Consider the following 16,871-nt stretch of genomic DNA (forward strand, 5'->3'; position numbering starts at 1 on the left):
CGCTTGCTTTAAAACAATTAATAGTTGCTTGATCAAACGTCTGCAAGATGGACAATCATCCTTCCTGCAGGCGCCTTCACAAGATACCTGCGCATACTTTCAAAGATCCGGGGAAGTGGCCTCAGCGCCGTTCCCGTGTGCCGCGAAGTTTCCTTCGTAGCGAGCCGCCCATTATGCCAGACTTTTTCAGTCCGTCAACACCTTCGTTCGATCATCTCGTTCGGCGGTGGTGGGCGCCCTGGCGTCGCTGAAGCCCCTTGGTGGCGACCCCTGCGACGGGGGAGGAGAAGTATGTCCCCATTCCCATCATTTGTGAAGGGGGTGTGGCGATTTTTTTCACCGGATGTTGCATCTGTTCATGCGCCGCGCTGCGGTAGGACCCCGTGAAGAGCAGCCGAGCGTGGGCTTGGCTCTACAAGAGCATAAGGAAGGGCCGGCTGGCGCCGGCCCTTCCTTGATGTCAGGCAGCGATCAGGCGTACGCGGGCGAAGGTGCGCTTGCCTACCTGCAGCAGGCCTTCGAAGCCCGGCTGCAGCACCTGCTGGCCGTCTTCGACCACTTCGCCATCCACCTTCACCGCACGCTCCTTGAGCTTGCGGTTCGCTTCGGAGTTGCTCGGAGTCAGGCCGGCCGCGGTCAGCAACGCGGCGATGCGCAGGCCCTCGGCCGGAATCGCCACCTCCTGCAGCGGCAGCTGGGTGATGTCGCCCTGCCCGGTCACCGCCGCTTCCCAACCGGCGATCGCCTGTTCGGCCGCCGCGGCGTCATGGAAGCGGGTGGCCAGTTCACGCGCCAGGCGCAGCTTGACCACGCGCGGGTTCAGGCCGCCATTGGCCACCTGCTCGCGCAGCTGCACGGCCTCGGCCTGGCCGATGTCGAAGGACAGCAGCTCGATCCAGCGCCACATCAGGGTGTCGTCCACCTTCATTGTCTTGGTGACGATGTCGATGGCCGGCTCGCTGATGCCAATGTAGTTGCCCAGCGACTTGGACATCTTGTTGACGCCGTCCAGGCCTTCCAGCAGCGGCATGGTCAGCACCACCTGCGGCTTCTGGCCGTGGTGTTCCTGCAGGCCACGGCCCATCAGCAGGTTGAACTTCTGGTCGGTGCCGCCGAGTTCGACGTCGGCCTCCAGGGCCACCGAGTCGTAGCCCTGCACCAGCGGGTACAGGAACTCATGGATGGCGATGGACTGCTGGGCGGCATAGCGCTTGGCGAAATCGTCGCGCTCGAGCATGCGCGCCACGGTGTGCTGGCCGGCCAGACGGATCATGTCGGCCGCGCCCATCTTGCCGAACCACTCCGAGTTGAAGCGGACTTCGGTACGGCTGCGGTCCAGCACCTTGAAGACCTGCTCCTCGTAGGTGCGGGCGTTGGCCAGCACATCGTCGCGGCTGAGCGGCTTGCGGGTCAGGCTCTTGCCGGAAGGGTCGCCGATCATGCCGGTGAAGTCGCCGATCAGGAAAATGACCTGGTGGCCGAGGTCCTGGAACTGGCGCATCTTGTTCAGCAGCACCGTATGGCCCAGGTGCAGGTCGGGGGCGGTGGGGTCGAAGCCGGCCTTGATCCGTAGCGGGCGGCCTTCCTGCAGGCGCGCACGCAGATCCTCGAGCTTGAGGATCTCGTCGGCACCGCGGCCGATCAGGGCAAGGGCTTCTTCAATCGAGGACACGTGACTACTCCCGGCAACGCCGATTCTTCTGTGGGGTGTTAAAGCAAAGTTAACCCGATTGGCTTCACAAAAGCCAATGGGCACAAGGGTTTGACGCGCTTTTATCAGGTGTCTATGGTAACCGGCGATCAGGCCCGCGCTCCCGGGCTGCAAGGAAAGAACCGCCGATGCACAACTCCGAACAAGGGCGCGCACGCAAGCAGCGCTTCCAGGAACGCCTCCACGTCCTGCACGACAACGCCCTGCATCGGAAGCTCAGGCAACACCTTCCCGCGGCCTTCAATGAGCGCTGGACCCGCCGCCACTGGGTGCATGCCAGCCTGTTTGCCACCATCGGCGCCCTGGTGGCGACGATCGTGCCGGGCTTCTCGCACACCATCGACGCCCCCTTTGCCGACAGCCATACCAGCCTGGCACTGCCGTTGCCGCCGCTGACCATGGCCCGCCAGCAGCAGGTGCCGGGCGACAGCTGGCAGGTGCTGCGCGTGCAGCGTGGCCAGACCCTGAGCGACCTGTTCGACAAGGCCGGCATTCCGGCCACCACCCTGCACCGGGTACTGGACCACCCGGGGGCGCGCGAGGCGCTGACCAAGCTGCGCCCCGGTGCCGAGATAGCCTTCGACATGCCGCTGTCCGGCGACCTGCGCAGCATCCGTTTCGACCGCGATGCCGACAACCGGGTGGAACTGAGCCTGGTTGGCGATGACATCAAGGAGAAGGTGACCCGACGCGAGACCTCCACGCGCACCGTGGTCACCAGCGGCGAGATCACCAGTTCGCTGTATGCCGCGGCCCGGCGGGCCGGGCTGTCGCCCTCGGCGATCGCGACGATGACCGACGAGATCTTCAAGTACGACATCGACTTCTCCAAGGACCTGCAGCCGGGCGACCGCTTCAGCGTGGTGATGGATGAAACCTGGCGCGAAGGCGAGAAGGTGGACACCAGCAAGATCCTGGCGGCGACCTTCACCACCGGCGGCAAGACCTATTCCGGCTTCCGTTTCGACCGCAACGGCAAGGCCGAGTACTACGACATCAACGGCCGTTCGTTGAAGAAGAGCTTCATCCGCATGCCGATTCCGTTCGCGCGGCTGAGCTCGACCTTCGGCGCGCGCAAGCACCCGGTGCTGGGCAAGATGCGCATGCACAAGGGGGTGGACTACGCCGCGCGCACCGGCACCCCGATCATGGCCGCCGGCGACGCCCGCGTGCAGTTCGCCGGCGTGCAGCGCGGCTATGGCAACGTGGTGATCCTCGATCACGGCCGCGGCCATACCACCCTGTACGGGCATATGTCGCGCTTTGCGAACATCAAGACCGGCCAGCGCGTGGCCCAGGGCACGGTGATCGGCTACGTCGGCTCGACCGGCCTGGCCACCGGCCCCCACCTGCACTACGAATTCCGCGTCAACGGCGAGCACCGCAACCCGCTGACCGTGACCATGCCGCCGCCGGAGCCGCTGAAGGGCGCCGAGCTGGTCGCCTTCCGCGCGCAGACCGCGCCGGCGATGGCCCGCATCCAGGGCATGGAGAAGCTGATCTACGCCGATGCCAGCCCGGCACCGACCAGCCGCGACGAGGCCGCCACCGAGGTTGCCAGCGCCAAGGACAAGCAGGCAACCGGCCGCAAGCGCGGCTGAGCCCCTTCGTTGACGAAGAAGGACGCGGCAGCACAAGCTTGCCGCGTCCTTTTTTTATGCCTGCCATGAACACACCTGCCGACGCTGACGCTCCCCTGTACCTTGGCCTGATGTCGGGCACCAGCGCCGACGGCATCGATGCCGCGCTGGTGCAGTTTCCCGCCGACGGGGGCTGCCGCTTCGTGCACGGGTTGACCGCCCGCTGGGAGCCGGTGCTGCGTGCGCGGCTGGTGGCGCTGGGTGAAGGCGGCCCGCTGGACTCGCTGGAGGAACTCGGCGAGCTGGATGCGCGCATCGCGATCAACTTCGCCGAGTCGGCCAACCAGCTGCTGGCCGAAGCCGGCGTGGACCGCAGCCAGGTGCGCGCGATCGGCTCGCACGGCCAGACCGTGCGCCACCGCCCGCTGGCCGATCCGGCGTTCACCGTGCAGCTGGGCGACGGCAACCGCATCGCCGAGCTGACCGGAATCACCACGGTGTCCGACTTCCGCCGCCGCGACCTGGCAGCCGGTGGCCATGGCGCACCGCTGATGCCGGCCTTTCACCTGGGCATGCTGGGCACCGCCGATGAGGACCGCGCGGTGCTCAACCTGGGCGGCATCGCCAACCTGACCCTGATCCCGCGCGAAGGTGCGGTGCGTGGCTTCGATACCGGCCCGGCCAACGCGTTGATGGATGCCTGGTGCCAGCGCCATACCGGCCGCACCTTTGATGCCGACGGCGCCTACGCCGCCAGCGGCGCGGTGGACGAGGGCCTGCTTGCCGGCTGGCGTTCGGACCCGTGGTTCGCGCTGCCGCCGCCGAAGAGCACCGGGCGCGAGCAGTTCCACCTGGCCTGGGCCGAGGCGCACATGGGGGAAGGCCAGTACGCCGCCGCCGATGTGCAGGCCACCCTGCTGGAGCTGACCGTGGCAACCGTGGCCGATGCGCTGCTGACGCAGCAGCCGCAGACCCGGCGCCTGCTGGTCTGTGGCGGCGGGGTACGCAACCGGCAGCTGATGACGCGCCTGGCGGCGCGGCTGCCGGGAGTGCAGGTGGAGTCCAGCGCGGTACACGGGCTGGACCCGGAATACGTGGAGGCGATGGGTTTTGCGTGGCTGGCGCAGCGGACCATGGAGGGACTGGCCGGCAACCTGCCGAGCGTGACCGGGGCCAAGGGGCCGCGGATCCTGGGGGCGATCCACCTGGCGTGAGCTGGCGCCATCCACGCATGGCGTGGATCTACCGGGCAGCCGCGCGTGGGCTCGGCTCTACAGCATTGCGGCGCGGCCGCTAATCGAAGCCCTGCCCTGCCGGCAGGGCCTGCAGGGCGGCGATGGCGTCGGAGAGTGCGTCCACTTCGGGATCGCCGAAGCCGGAGCGGACCTCCAGTTCACTGCTGAACAGGCCCTGCTCCAGCAAGGCGGCGCAGGTCTGTTCGTGAGTCCAGCCGCGGGCGACCGCGACGCGTTTGATGCGTTCCAGCAGCAGCGGGTCCAGGTCCCGCAGCACAACGTCGGCCATGCTCGCTTCCCCGTTCGCAAGGCACCGCCCCCTCGGCGCGTCGGGGCGATGATCCCGCAGACCGGACGGGCAGGCAATCAGGTCGAGCTGGCGGCCTGGCGACGACGCTGCTGCAGGATCAGCAGGGCGCACAGGATCACCACCGGGATCGCCACCAGCGCGGTACCGACGAAGAACAGCGCGTAGCCTTCCAGCAGCGTCCGGCCTTGTGCGAGCGCCTGTACCGACCACCCCGAGAGCCCCTTGAGCGCCTTGCCGGGCATCGCGTAGAACGAGCTCAGCAGCGCGTACTGGGTTGCCGTGTATCCGATGCTGGTCAGGCTGGACATATAGGCGATCAGCGCCGTACCGGCGAAACCGCTGGCGAAGTTGTCGATGGCCATGGCCACGGCGAAATGGGTTGTGTCCGGGCCGGAATAGGCCAGCCAGGCAAACGCCAGGTTGGAGGCCGGCCCCAGCACGGCGCCCACCATCAGCGCCGCCAGCACGCCCCAGCGCACCGAAACCAGGCCCGCCGCAGCAATGCCGACGAAGGTCGCGACCAGGCCCACCGAGCCACGCACGGCGCCCACGGTGTCCTCGTCCAGGCCGAGATCGACATAGAAGGGGTTGGCCATCGGCCCCATGACGAAGTCGGCCATGCGATAGATGCTGATGGCCACCAGGATCAGGATCGCGCCGCTGCGGTGTTCGCGGACGAAGGCGATGAACGGCCCGGCCACGGCGTCGAACAGACCGCGTGGCGTCCACAGCGAGGTCGCCTGTGCCTGCACGGCAGCCACTTCCCGCGCGGGCTCGCGGGCCATGAGCACGGCCACCACGCCAAGCGCCATCAGCACGGCCATGATCTCGTAGGAGACCTGCCAGCCGACACGGGCCGCTATGATCAGGATCAGCGCATCGGTGACCAGCAAGGCAGTGCGGTAGCCCAGCGCCGAGGATGAGGTCAGCAGGCCGAGCTGCTCGCTGTTGTCAGCGCTTTCGATGCGCCAGGCATCGATGACGATGTCCTGGGTGGCCGAAGCAAACGCCACGATCACGGCCATCACGCCGAATACGACGATGTGCTGCCAGTCGACACCCAGGAACTGGATCTGGCCGCCCTTGGGCTGGACCAGTGCCATGCCGACCAGCCCCACCACCACGACCAGCTGCGACAGCAGCATCCAGCCGCGGCGGCGGCCGAAACGACCGAACAGAGGCACGTCGGTCTTGTCGACGATCGGCGCCCACAGGAACTTCATGGTGTAGGCCAACCCGACCCATGACAGGAAACCGATCGTGCTCAGCTCGATGCCTTCCTTGCGCATCCAGAAGCCGAGCGTGTTGCCCACCAGATAGATGGGCAGGCCCGAACTGAAACCGAGCAGCAGCATCGCCAGCACCTTGCGCTGGCTCAGGTTGGACAACACCTGCTGCCACGGTCGGCGTGGCTTGGCGGCCTCGGTCACAGGTCGTAGTCCACGGTGAACGGGGCGTGGTCGGAGAAGCGCTCGTCGCGGTAGATCGAACAGCTACGCAGTTTGTCGCGCAGGCCCGGGGTGATGAACTGGTAGTCGATACGCCAACCGACATTGTTGGCACGGGCGGCGCCGCGGTTGCTCCACCAAGTGTAATCCTCGCCGGTGGGGTTGAGCAGGCGGTAGGCATCGGCCCAGCCACGGCCGGCGGCGACATCGGCGGCCTGGCCATGGTCGGCGCACAGGGCGTTGAGCCAGTCGCGCTCCTCCGGCAGGCAGCCGGAATTCTTCTGGTTGGACTTCCAGTTCTTGATGTCCAGCGCCGAACGCACGATGTTCCAGTCGCCGCACAGCACGTAGTCGCGGCCGCTGCGCGCCCACTCCTCCAGGATCGGCCGCAGCCATTCCATCACTTCGAACTTGAAGCCCTGGCGCAGGTCGCCCGAGCTGCCGGACGGGATGTAGAAGGAGACCACGCTGAGGTTGCCGTAGCGTGCCTCGATATAGCGGCCTTCGTCGTCGAACGGGGCCCAGCCCAGCGAGGTGATGACCTGGTCCGGCTCGCGCTTGCTGTAGATCGCCACGCCGCTGTAGCCCTTCTTGGTGATGGCGTCGCGATAGAAGCAGTGGTGCCCGTCTGGACGGAACATCGGGTCGGTCAGCTGGTCTTCCTGGGCCTTGGTCTCCTGGATGCACAGGACGTCGGCGTCCTGGGCACGGAACCAGTCGAGGAAGCCCTTGGTCGCGGCGGAACGGATGCCATTGGCGTTGAAACTGATGATGCGCATGCAAGGGACCTACGACAGGAAACCGGGCAAGCATACCGGTTGCCCGCGGGGCTGCGCAGTCTGCCCGGCCAGGCCGCGACGCCCTTCACACGGGTCCGGACGAGCGCGAAACGCCCAGCTGGATTAGGATTTATGCTCCAAATGAAGATGAATCGAGTTTTGATGAGCGACCACCGCCACCGTTTCCTGCAGCTGGCCCTGACCGCCGACGCCCTGCGCTTCGGCCAGTTCACCCTCAAGTCCGGCCGGCTGAGCCCCTATTTCTTCAACGCCGGTCGTTTCGACTCCGGTTCGCTGCTGTCGCAGCTTGGCGCCTGCTACGCCGATGCCATCGATGCCACCGGAATCAAGTACGACGTGGTGTTCGGCCCGGCCTACAAGGGCATCCCGCTGGCCACCGCGATGGCCTGTGAGCTGGCCCAGCGTGGCCGCGACCTGCCGCTGTCGTTCAACCGCAAGGAAGCCAAGGACCATGGCGAAGGCGGCCAGCTGATCGGCGCCGACATGAATGGCAAGCGCGTGCTGATCGTCGACGACGTGATCACCGCCGGTACCGCGATCCGCGAAGCGCTGGGCATCATTCGCGCTGCCGGTGGCACCCCCGCCGGCATCGTGGTGGCGCTTGACCGCCAGGAGATCGCTTCGGAAACCGATCGCCGTTCGGCGGCGCAGTCGGTGGCCGAGGAGGCCGGCATTCCGGTGATCGCCGTGGCATCGCTGGCCGATCTGCTTGATTTCGCCTCCGGCAACCCGGAACTTGTGGGCTACCGGCAGCCGCTGGAAGCCTACCGGGCCCAGTACGGCGTCCGTTCGATCCGCTGACCGACCAGGGGAAAGGTCATGTCCCGAGTTCCTGCTGTTCTCTTTGCCGGCCTGCTGCTGGCCATGCCGTTCACGCTGCCGGCGCAGTCGCGGGGTGGCGACAAGGTGGAGAAGAAGCTGTACTGCTGGAGCGAGGGCAAGGAGCGGATCTGCAGTGATTCGCTGCCGGCCGATGCGGTCAACCATGCCCGCGAGGAATTCAACGCGAAAAGTGGCCTGCGCAATGCGCAGGTCCAGCGCGCGTTGACCGACGAAGAGCGTGCCGCCGCCAGCACGGTGGCCGCGCAGCAGCAGCTGGACCTGATGGCCGAGCAGACCCGCCAGCGCACCGAGCAGGCGATGCTGACCACCTATGGCAGCGAGGACGACCTGCGCCGGGTGTTCGCCGAGCGCCAGGAAGTGCTGGACAACAACCTGAAGACGGCCGAGTACAACGTCACCAGCCTGCGCGAGTCGCTGGTGGCCCTGCTGTCGGCCGCCGGTGATCGCGAACTGGCCGGCGCCAAGGTGGCCGACAAGCAGGCCGAGGCGATCCGCCAGCGGCACGTGCAGCTGCAGGCGCAGCAGCGCCTGCAGGCCGGGTTCCTGCAGCAGCAGCAGGCGTTGAAGGCCGAAATTGAAAGCACCCTGCAGCGCTATCGCGAGCTGAAGGGCGTGGCACCAGCGAGCCAGGCCCCGTGATTCGCTTGTAGAGCCGAGCCCATGCTCGGCTCCGCGTGACCTTGGGAAAGAGCAGCCGAGCATGGGCTCGGCTCTACGGTAGTCGGCGCCTGGTTACGGCCTGGCCCACGAAATTTATGCACTCTTTACGCGTCGGCCCGGTCCGGCGCGTAGTGCGTTTATGGGCGGCAGGACGACGATGACGACCTGAGGTGGAGGGGTTCCACCAGGACGCTATTGCAATGTCCCCCTGGCTGTCGTTGTTGTGTGGCGTGCTGGTGCTGGTCGCCGCCGCCTATCTTCTTTATGTCGTGCTGCGGCCCGAGTCGTTCTGAGCGGAGCCAGCCATGACTGAGATGCTTGTGATTATTGCCGCCAGCCTGCTGCTGGCGTGGCCGCTGGGCCTGTACCTGGCCCGCGTGATGCGTGGCACGCCGATGAAGGTCGACGTGCTGTTCCACTGGATCGAGAAGCCGCTGTACCGGATGTTCGGTGTTGATCCGGCACGTTCGATGTCCTGGCGCGGCTACGTGCTGGCCTTCGTCCTGAGCAACGTGGTGGTCGCGGTGCTGACCCAGGCGGTGTTCATGACCCAGGCCTGGCTGCCGCTGAATCCGGATCAGATCCCGAACATGCGCTGGGACACCGCGCTGCACACGATGATCTCGTTCCTGACCAACACCAACCAGCAGCACTATTCGGGCCAGGCGCAGCTGTCCTACCTCTCGCAGATGACCGGCATCACCGGCCTGCAGGTGGTGACGCCGATGATGGGCCTGGCGCTGGCGGTGGCGACACTGCGCGCGCTGTTCTCGCGTGCGCCGCAGGCTGCGGCCGCCACCGGTAGCGGCGATGACCGCCAGGTGGCGGTGGGCAACTACTACGTGGACGTGGTGCGCCTGTGCGTGCGCTTCCTGTTGCCGCTGTGCCTGGTGTGGACACTGGTGCTGACCAGCCAGGGCGTGCCGTCGACGATGGCCGGTGGGCCACAGGCCACGCCGATCGATGCCAGCGCCGGCATGGCCGGACAGAAGCTGCCGTTGGGCCCGGTGGCGGCAATGGTCGCGGCCAAGCAGCTGGGTGCCAACGGTGGCGGCTGGTACGGGCCGAACAGCAGCTTCCCGCTGGAGAACCCGACCCCGCTGTCGAACGCGCTGGAGATCGTCGGCATCCTGCTGGTGCCGATGGCGGTGATCTTCATGATCGGCGCGTTCACCGGCCGGCGCCGCTTCGGCGCCCTGGTGTTCAGTTGCATGCTGGGCATGTCGCTGCTGTCCACCGGCGCGATGATGTGGAGCGAAGGGCATAGCGCCAGCGCCGCCACGCCGTTGCTGATGGAAGGCAAAGAGGTGCGCTTCGGTGCCGACGGCACTGCGCTGTGGGCGGCGGTGACCACCCAGGTCTCGAACGGCTCGGTCAACGGCATGCACGATTCGCTGGCGCCGCTCAGTGGCGGCATCGCGATGGTCAACATGCTGGTCAGCGCGATCTGGGGCGGCATCGGTTGTGGCCTGCAGCAGTTCATCGTGTACCTGCTGCTGGGCGTGTTCCTGGCCGGGTTGATGACCGGGCGCACGCCGGAACTGTTCGGCCGCAAGCTGGAGACGCCACAGGTCCGCCTGTTGGCCCTGCTGGTGCTGCTGCAGCCGATCACCCTGCTGGTGTTCACCGCGATCACCCTGGCCGTACCCGGCCTGGCGGGCACGTCCAACCCTGGCTTCCATGGCATCAGCCAGGTCTTCTACGAATACGTCTCGGCCTATGCCAACAACGGTTCGGGCTTCGAAGGGCTGGGTGACGCCACGCTGTGGTGGAACCTGAGCTGCTCGCTGGTGCTGCTGCTGGGCCGCTTCCCACTGCTGATCATCCCGCTGGTGGTGGCCGCACAGCTGGCCGCCAAGCGCCAGGCGCCGGAGTCTGCCGGCAGCCTGCAGATCGAAACGCCGACCTTCGCCCTGACCCTGGTCTCGGTGATCGTCATCCTGACCGTGCTGCAGTTCATGCCGGCGCTGGTACTCGGCCCGATTGCCGACCACCTGAGCCTGGGACTGCACTGAGGACACCCCCATGAGTAGTCATGCAAGTTCAACCCGTAGTTCCCATGCGCCGCGCCCTGCCCTGCTCGATGCCGCCGGCCTGCGCCGTGCGCTGATCGAGGCGGTGCGCAAGCTGTCGCCGATGCATCTGGTGCGCAGCCCGGTGATGGCGGTGGTGATGGCCGGCACGATCGTGGCAGCGATCGTCACCCTGACCGGCAATGCGCCGCTGGGCTTCGGCCTGGCGGTGACCGCGATCCTGCTGGTGACCGTGCTGTTCGGCAACTTCGCCGAGGCCGTGGCCGAAGCCCGCGGCCGTGGCCAGGCCGCCTCGCTGCGCCGTGCCCGCCAGGATCTGGTGGCGCGCCGGCTGGCTGCGCCGCAGCCGGGCGCGGCCGAAACCCAGGTACCCGCCGCCGAACTGCGCCCGGGCGACCATGTGATCGTCAGTGCCGGTGAGCTGGTGCCGGCCGACGGCGAGATCGTGCAGGGCCTGGCCACCATCAACGAAGCGGCGGTGACCGGCGAATCGGCACCGGTGCTGCGCGAGGCTGGCACCGACCGTTCCGGTGTGATCGGCGGCACCAAGGTGCTGTCCGACCAGATCATCGTGCGGGTGACCGCCGAGCCGGGCCACAGCTTCCTGGACCGGATGATTGCCCTGGTGGAGGGTGCCAACCGCCAGAAGACCCCGAACGAGATCGCGCTGACCCTGCTGCTGGCGGCGATGACGCTGACCTTCCTGGTGGTGGTGGCGACGCTTCCGGCGATCGGCGCGGCGGTAGGCGTGCAGGTCGATCCGCTGCTGCTGATCGCGCTGCTGGTCTGCCTGATCCCGACCACCATCGGCGGGCTGCTGCCGGCCATCGGCATCGCCGGCATGAACCGTGCGTTGGCCGCCAACGTGCTGGCCAAGTCGGGCAAGGCGGTGGAAGTCGCTGGAGACGTGGATGTGCTGCTGCTGGACAAGACCGGCACCATCACCTACGGCGACCGCCAGGCCAGCCACTTCCATCCGTTGGCCGGTATCGATGCCAGCCAGCTGCGTGAAGCGGCGCTGCTGTCTTCGCTGGCCGACCCGACCCCGGAAGGCAAGTCGATCGTGCGCCTGGCGCGCGAACAGGGCTGCGCCACCGCCGAACCGGACCATGCCGACTACCTGGCCTTCACTGCCCAGACCCGCATGTCCGGCGTGGACCTGGAACATGGGCGGCAGATCCGCAAGGGTGCCGCCGATGCGATCCGCGCCCACGTGCAGGTGCTGGGCGGCAACGTGCCGGCCGAGCTGGCCGGTCGTGTCGAGCAGGTCGCGCGCAACGGCGCCACCCCGCTGGTGGTGGCCGAGGGCCGCCACGTGCTGGGCGTGATCGAGCTGTCGGACGTGGTCAAGCACGGCATGCGCGAGAAGTTCGCGCAGCTGCGGGCGATGGGCATCCGCACGGTGATGATCACCGGTGACAACCCGCTGACCGCCGCCGCCATCGCTGCCGAGGCCGGTGTGGACGACTACATCGCCGAAGCGCGGCCGGAAGACAAGCTGGCGCGCATCCGCCAGGAGCAGGCCGGTGGCCGCCTGGTGGCGATGGTCGGCGACGGTACCAACGACGCCCCGGCGCTGGCCCAGGCCGACATCGGCCTGGCGATGAACTCCGGCACGCAGGCGGCGAAAGAGGCCGGCAACATGGTCGACCTGGATTCGGACCCGGCCAAGCTGCTGGCGGTGGTGGAAGTGGGCAAGCAGCAGCTGATCACCCGCGGCGCGCTGACCACCTTCTCGCTGGCCAACGACGTCTCCAAGTACTTCGCGATCCTGCCGGCGCTGTTCGCCGCCGCGGTGCCGACCATGGCCGCACTGAACGTGATGCAGCTGTCGAGCCCGCGCAACGCGGTGCTGGCAGCACTGATCTTCAACGCCCTGGTGATTCCCGCCCTGATTCCGCTCGCCCTGCGTGGCGTGCGCTTCCGCCCGGCCACCGCAACGGCGCTGCTGCGCCGGAACATGCTGGTGTACGGCCTCGGCGGCGTGCTGCTGCCGTTCGCGGCAATCAAGGCGATCGACCTCCTTCTTGTCCTGGTATTCGGCGCATGAACCGTACTGTTTCCACTTCGTCTTCCCTTCCGCGCGAACAGAAGGCCGAGGCCCGCGTGGCCAGCCTGCAGGATGGCGCAAGCTGGCGCCCGGCGATCGGCCTGGGCCTGGCCACGCTGCTGCTGGCCGGCGCGGTCTACGCCGGTATCGCCACCGGTTTCGCCGGCCTGGCCTACCCGACCCAGGCCGAGGGCAGCCTGCTGCGCGATGGCAACGGCCAGGTACGCGGCTCGGCATGGCTGTCGCAGCCGTTCACCGGTGACGGCTACTTCCAGGCGCGCCCGTCGGCCGCCAACTACGACCCGATGGCCGCGGCCGGTTCCAACATGGCGCGCAGCAACCCGGCACTGGCCGAGCGCGTGGCTGCCAGCACGGCTGCGGTAGCCGCACGCGAAGGTGTCGCGCCGGCGCAGGTGCCTGCGGATCTGGTCACCCAGTCCGCAGGCGGCCTGGATCCGCAGCTGTCGCCGGCGGCGGCTCAGCTGCAGGTGGCACGCGTAGCGCGTGCCCGTGGCCTGCCGGTGGCGCGCGTACAAGCGCTGGTGCAGGCGCATACCGAAGGCCGCCAGTGGGGCCTGTTCGGCCAGCCGCGGGTGAACGTGGTGACGCTGAACTTCGCGCTGGACCACGCGGCCAAGGCGCCGTGATGCCGGCCTGCACCGGCTGCGCGCACAATGGCGGGCATGACAGCGGCACCCATGACTGATGCGCGTACCCGCCAGGCCGATGCCCTGGTCGAAGGCCTGCAACGCGAAGCCGGCGGCAAGCTGACCGTGTTCCTCGGCGCGGCGCCGGGCGTGGGCAAGACCTACACCATGCTGACCCGCGCGCAGGAACAGCTGCGCCGCGGCGTTGACCTGGTGGTGGGGCTGGTGGAAACCCACGGCCGCGCCGATACCCAGGCGCTGCTGGAGGGCCTGCCGCAGCTGTCGCTGAAAGCGGTGGCCTACCACGGCCACACCCTGCAGGAGATGGACCTGGATGCCGTGCTCGCGCGGCACCCAGCGCTGGTACTGGTGGATGAACTGGCCCATCGCAACGCGCCGGGCAGCCGCCATGAGCGCCGCTGGCAGGACGTGATGGAGCTGCTGGACGCCGGCATTGACGTCTGGACCACGGTCAACATCCAGCATCTGGAAAGCCTCAACGATGTGGTGATGCGCATCACCGGCGTACGCGTCAGCGAGACCGTGCCGGACGGTGTGCTCGACCGACTGCACGACATCGTGCTGGTGGACCTGCCGCCGCGCGAACTGATCGCGCGCCTGCAGCAGGGCAAGGTCTATGTGCCCGAACAGGCCGCACAGGCACTGCAGGCGTTCTTCTCACCGGCCAACCTGACCGCGCTGCGCGAACTGGCGATGCAGGAGGCCGCCGACCGCGTCGACAGCAGCCTGCGCGAAACCCGCGCCGCGCGTGGCGAAGGCAATCTGCCCCTGCGTCGCGGCGTTCTGGTGGCCATTGATGGCGGCGGCCAGAGCGAATACCTGGTGCGCGTGGCGCGGCGCATCGCAGAGCGCCGTGACGCGCCGTGGACGGTAGTGACCGTGCAGGGCCGGCGCCAGGACGAGGCGACCCGGCGCGAGATCGATGCGGCCTTTGCGCTGGCAAGGCGCCTGGGCGGCGACGCCGAACTGCTGCATGGATCGAGCATCGCCGATGCCCTGCTCGACCATGCCGCACACAACGGCGTGTCGACCCTGGTGCTGGGCCGGACCCGCGAACGTCCACTGGCACGGATGTTCAACCGCACCCTGACCCAGCAGCTGATCCAGCGTGGCGCGCATTACGAGATCACCATCATCAGCACACCGCAGGCACGCGCACGCTCGCGCCGCGAGAGCCTGCTGCCGCCAATGCGCGGTATCAGTCATGAACCGGCACAAGCCCTGATCGCTACCGCGCTGGCCTGTGCGGTGGCGTGGCTGGCCGAACACTGGGTGGGCATGGCCGACCTGTCGATGGTGTTCATCGTCGCGGTGGTGCTGGTGGCGGCGCGCACCCGCGCCAGCGTGGCGGTGATGGCGGCGATCCTGTGCTTCCTGGCCTACAACTTCCTGTTCATCGCGCCACGCTTCACCTTCGCCATCGGCGCGCGCCAGGGCGTGATCACCGTGTTCCTGTTCCTGGCCGCCGCGCTGGTGGCCGGACGCCTGGCCTCGCGCCTGCGCATGCAGGTGATCGCGCTGCGTGCCGCCAACCGCCATGCGCGTGCGCGCCAGCAGTTGGGCCGCCAGCTGGCCAGTGCCGCCGGCAACGGAGAGGTGGCGCAGGCGGGTCGGCATGCACTGGAACAGGCCATGGACGTGCCGGCGTGGCTGCGGATCGGCGCCGATACCGCAACCGGTGGCCGCAGCCAGCCTGGCGATACCGATCTGGCCGCCGCCGACTGGGCGCTGCGCCACGGCCAGCCCAGCGGCCGCTTCACCGACACTCTGGCCGGCGCGCAATGGTGGTTCCTGCCGCTGCTGGATGGCGAAGACCGCGCGATCGGCGTGGCCGGCCTGTACCTGCCCGGCGCGCAGGCGCGCCTGCTGCCCGAGCAGCGGCAGCTGGCCGAAGCGATGGTGGATGACATCGCGCAGGCCGCGCTGCGCACGCGGCTGGTGGCCGAACTGGAACAGGCCCACGTCAGCAACGAGACCGAGCGATTGCGCTCGGCCCTGCTCTCTTCGGTATCGCACGATCTGCGCTCGCCGCTGGCGGCGATGATCGGTTCGGCCGACAGCCTGGCCAGCTACGGTACGGCGATGGATACAGCCGATCGCCGTGCCCTGCTGGACACCATCCTGGTCGAGGGCGAACGGCTGGACCGCTACATCCAGAACCTGCTGGACATGACCCGCCTCGGCCACGAAGGATTGAAGATCAACCGCGACTGGATCGGCGTGGACGAACTGATCGGCTCGGCGGCGCGGCGCCTGCAGCGCTACCAGCCCAAGGTACGGCTGGAGCTGGATATTCCCTCCACGCTGGCGCCGATCTGGGTGCACCCGGCGCTGGTCGAGCAGGCCGTGTTCAATGTGATGGAAAACGCGGCCAAGTTCTCGCCGCCCGATGCCGCCGTGCAGGTGCAGGCGCGCGAGCTGGACGGCCAGCTGCGCATCGACGTGATCGATGCCGGCCCCGGCATTCCCGATGACGAGCGTGCGCGCATCTTCGACATGTTCTACAGCGTCGAGCGCGGCGACCGCGGCCGCCACGGCACCGGCCTGGGCCTGACCATCTGCCAGGGCATGATCGGCGCGCATGGCGGCAGCGTGCAGGCGCTGCCCGGACGCGACGGTCGCGGTACCCTGATCCGCATCACCCTGCCCCTGCTCAAGCCAGCCTCCCACGATGAGCCCGACCCCGATTGATGCCAGCGTGCCGGCCGCGCGCGTGCTGGTGATCGATGATGAAACCCAGATCCGCCGGTTCCTGGACATCAGCCTGCGCGCGCAAGGCTACCAGGTGCGGCAGGCCGCCACCGGCCAGGAAGGCCTGCAGCTGGCCGCCAGCGAGGACATGGACTTGGTGATCCTGGATATCGGCCTGCCGGACATGGAAGGCCACGAGGTCCTGGAACAGCTGCGCCAGTGGAGCCAGGTGCCGGTGATCATGCTGACCGTGCGCGCCGGCGAAGCCGAGAAGGTGCGCGCACTGGATACCGGCGCCAACGACTACGTGACCAAGCCGTTCGGCACGCAGGAACTGATGGCGCGCGTGCGGGCGCTGCTGCGCACGCGCAGCGTACCGATTGATGGCACGCCACCGATTTTTGACGATGGCCACCTGCACGTGGATCTGGTGCGCCGCGAAGTGGCCCTGCAGGGTGAGCCGGTGGCGTTGACCCGCAAGGAATACGCGCTGCTGTCACTGCTGCTGCGCAACGCGGGCCGGGTGGTGACCCAGCCGCAGATCCTGCAGGAGATCTGGGGGCCGACCCACCAGCACGACACCCATTACCTGCGCATCCTGGTCGGCAAATTGCGGCACAAGCTGGGTGATTCAGCGCTGGATTCGCGCTACCTGTTCACCGAGCCGGGCGTGGGATTGCGGTTCAAGGGGTGAGGGTGTGCCGACCAACGGTCGGCACCTACCAAAGCAAATGCGGAAGAGCATCCACGCATGGCGTGGATCTCTGCTGTGTCGACCAAGGTCGACACCTACCAAGAGCAGTTCATGCGGTTCGGACAGATCGCGGGAATCTGTCGAAGGC

14 protein-coding genes are annotated in these 16,871 nt (G+C 67.7%); 10 read left to right on the top strand and 4 right to left on the bottom strand.

Going from position 1 to position 16,871, the window contains the following annotated elements:
• Positions 1-460 precede the first annotated feature (460 nt).
• Positions 461-1,672, bottom strand: a complete 1,212-nt coding sequence (gene tyrS, locus AC5P7R_RS05995) for a tyrosine--tRNA ligase (RefSeq protein ID WP_111097656.1) — start codon at positions 1,670-1,672, stop codon at positions 461-463.
• A gap of 167 nt (positions 1,673-1,839) precedes the next feature.
• On the opposite strand from tyrS, the gene AC5P7R_RS06000 reads away from it, so the two are divergent.
• Both AC5P7R_RS06000 and AC5P7R_RS06005 read left to right on the top strand, forming a co-directional pair.
• Positions 1,840-3,312: a M23 family metallopeptidase gene (locus AC5P7R_RS06000; RefSeq protein WP_021203123.1), complete on the top strand. Its 1,473-nt coding sequence runs from the start codon at positions 1,840-1,842 to the stop codon at positions 3,310-3,312.
• Positions 3,313-3,377: 65 nt separating this feature from the next.
• Positions 3,378-4,505 carry an anhydro-N-acetylmuramic acid kinase gene (locus tag AC5P7R_RS06005; RefSeq protein WP_111101789.1) on the top strand — a complete coding sequence of 376 codons (1,128 nt, stop codon included), beginning with the start codon at positions 3,378-3,380 and terminating at the stop codon, positions 4,503-4,505.
• 79 nt (positions 4,506-4,584) lie between these two features.
• On the opposite strand, the gene AC5P7R_RS06010 is transcribed toward AC5P7R_RS06005, so the two are convergent.
• The 3 genes from AC5P7R_RS06010 to AC5P7R_RS06020 all read right to left on the bottom strand — a co-directional run bounded on the left by AC5P7R_RS06010 (position 4,585) and on the right by AC5P7R_RS06020 (position 7,063).
• Complete coding sequence (locus tag AC5P7R_RS06010; protein WP_005407775.1) at positions 4,585-4,815, bottom strand: hypothetical protein; 231 nt, start codon at positions 4,813-4,815, stop codon at positions 4,585-4,587.
• Between the two features lie 77 nt (positions 4,816-4,892).
• Positions 4,893-6,266 (bottom strand): AmpG family muropeptide MFS transporter, encoded by a 1,374-nt coding sequence (locus AC5P7R_RS06015; protein WP_019661780.1) that lies wholly within the window; start codon positions 6,264-6,266, stop codon positions 4,893-4,895.
• Entirely contained in the window at positions 6,263-7,063 is an 801-nt protein-coding gene (locus AC5P7R_RS06020; protein ID WP_021203125.1) for an exodeoxyribonuclease III, read from the bottom strand. The genes AC5P7R_RS06015 and AC5P7R_RS06020 overlap by 4 nt, the downstream gene beginning before the upstream one ends.
• Before the next feature lie 162 nt (positions 7,064-7,225).
• Between AC5P7R_RS06020 and pyrE the strand changes: the two genes are divergently transcribed.
• The 8 genes from pyrE (at position 7,226) to AC5P7R_RS06060 (ending at position 16,723) form a co-directional block, all read left to right on the top strand.
• Positions 7,226-7,885, top strand: coding sequence for an orotate phosphoribosyltransferase (pyrE, locus tag AC5P7R_RS06025; protein ID WP_010486876.1), 660 nt, complete (start codon positions 7,226-7,228; stop codon positions 7,883-7,885).
• Between the two features lie 18 nt (positions 7,886-7,903).
• Positions 7,904-8,566, top strand: coding sequence for a hypothetical protein (locus tag AC5P7R_RS06030; protein WP_478436164.1), 663 nt, complete (start codon positions 7,904-7,906; stop codon positions 8,564-8,566).
• A gap of 221 nt (positions 8,567-8,787) precedes the next feature.
• Positions 8,788-8,880 carry a potassium-transporting ATPase subunit F gene (locus AC5P7R_RS06035; protein WP_005407770.1) on the top strand — a complete coding sequence of 31 codons (93 nt, stop codon included), beginning with the start codon at positions 8,788-8,790 and terminating at the stop codon, positions 8,878-8,880.
• A gap of 12 nt (positions 8,881-8,892) precedes the next feature.
• The gene (kdpA, locus tag AC5P7R_RS06040; RefSeq protein ID WP_010486881.1) at positions 8,893-10,602 is read left to right on the top strand and encodes a potassium-transporting ATPase subunit KdpA; all 1,710 of its coding nucleotides are present in this window, start codon (positions 8,893-8,895) and stop codon (positions 10,600-10,602) included.
• A 10-nt stretch (positions 10,603-10,612) separates the two neighbouring features.
• Positions 10,613-12,670 (top strand): potassium-transporting ATPase subunit KdpB, encoded by a 2,058-nt coding sequence (kdpB, locus tag AC5P7R_RS06045; protein ID WP_478436163.1) that lies wholly within the window; start codon positions 10,613-10,615, stop codon positions 12,668-12,670.
• Positions 12,667-13,317 carry a potassium-transporting ATPase subunit KdpC gene (kdpC, locus tag AC5P7R_RS06050; RefSeq protein WP_049412120.1) on the top strand — a complete coding sequence of 217 codons (651 nt, stop codon included), beginning with the start codon at positions 12,667-12,669 and terminating at the stop codon, positions 13,315-13,317. Before kdpB ends, kdpC begins: the two co-directional genes overlap by 4 nt.
• A gap of 51 nt (positions 13,318-13,368) precedes the next feature.
• The gene (locus tag AC5P7R_RS06055; RefSeq protein WP_010486887.1) at positions 13,369-16,029 is read left to right on the top strand and encodes an ATP-binding protein; all 2,661 of its coding nucleotides are present in this window, start codon (positions 13,369-13,371) and stop codon (positions 16,027-16,029) included.
• Positions 16,010-16,723, top strand: a complete 714-nt coding sequence (locus tag AC5P7R_RS06060; RefSeq protein WP_227854328.1) for a response regulator transcription factor — start codon at positions 16,010-16,012, stop codon at positions 16,721-16,723. The genes AC5P7R_RS06055 and AC5P7R_RS06060 overlap by 20 nt, the downstream gene beginning before the upstream one ends.
• Positions 16,724-16,871: the final 148 nt, after the last annotated feature.

Source organism: Stenotrophomonas sp. YJH_SMC_27, from assembly GCF_059369815.1.

Bases quoted from the DNA above. Each gene is read 5' to 3' on its own strand.
- AC5P7R_RS06030 (WP_478436164.1), top strand. From the start codon at position 7,904: ATGTCCCGAGTTCCTGCTGTTCTCTTTGCCGGCCTGCTGCTGGCCATG.
- kdpA (WP_010486881.1), top strand. From the start codon at position 8,893: ATGACTGAGATGCTTGTGATTATTGCCGCCAGCCTGCTGCTGGCGTGG.
- AC5P7R_RS06060 (WP_227854328.1), top strand. From the start codon at position 16,010: ATGAGCCCGACCCCGATTGATGCCAGCGTGCCGGCCGCGCGCGTGCTG.
- AC5P7R_RS06055 (WP_010486887.1), top strand. From the start codon at position 13,369: ATGACTGATGCGCGTACCCGCCAGGCCGATGCCCTGGTCGAAGGCCTG.
- kdpB (WP_478436163.1), top strand. From the start codon at position 10,613: ATGAGTAGTCATGCAAGTTCAACCCGTAGTTCCCATGCGCCGCGCCCT.
- AC5P7R_RS06000 (WP_021203123.1), top strand. From the start codon at position 1,840: ATGCACAACTCCGAACAAGGGCGCGCACGCAAGCAGCGCTTCCAGGAA.
- AC5P7R_RS06005 (WP_111101789.1), top strand. From the start codon at position 3,378: ATGAACACACCTGCCGACGCTGACGCTCCCCTGTACCTTGGCCTGATG.
- kdpC (WP_049412120.1), top strand. From the start codon at position 12,667: ATGAACCGTACTGTTTCCACTTCGTCTTCCCTTCCGCGCGAACAGAAG.
- AC5P7R_RS06020 (WP_021203125.1), bottom strand. From the start codon at position 7,063: ATGCGCATCATCAGTTTCAACGCCAATGGCATCCGTTCCGCCGCGACC.
- AC5P7R_RS06010 (WP_005407775.1), bottom strand. From the start codon at position 4,815: ATGGCCGACGTTGTGCTGCGGGACCTGGACCCGCTGCTGCTGGAACGC.
- AC5P7R_RS06035 (WP_005407770.1), top strand. From the start codon at position 8,788: ATGTCCCCCTGGCTGTCGTTGTTGTGTGGCGTGCTGGTGCTGGTCGCC.
- pyrE (WP_010486876.1), top strand. From the start codon at position 7,226: ATGAGCGACCACCGCCACCGTTTCCTGCAGCTGGCCCTGACCGCCGAC.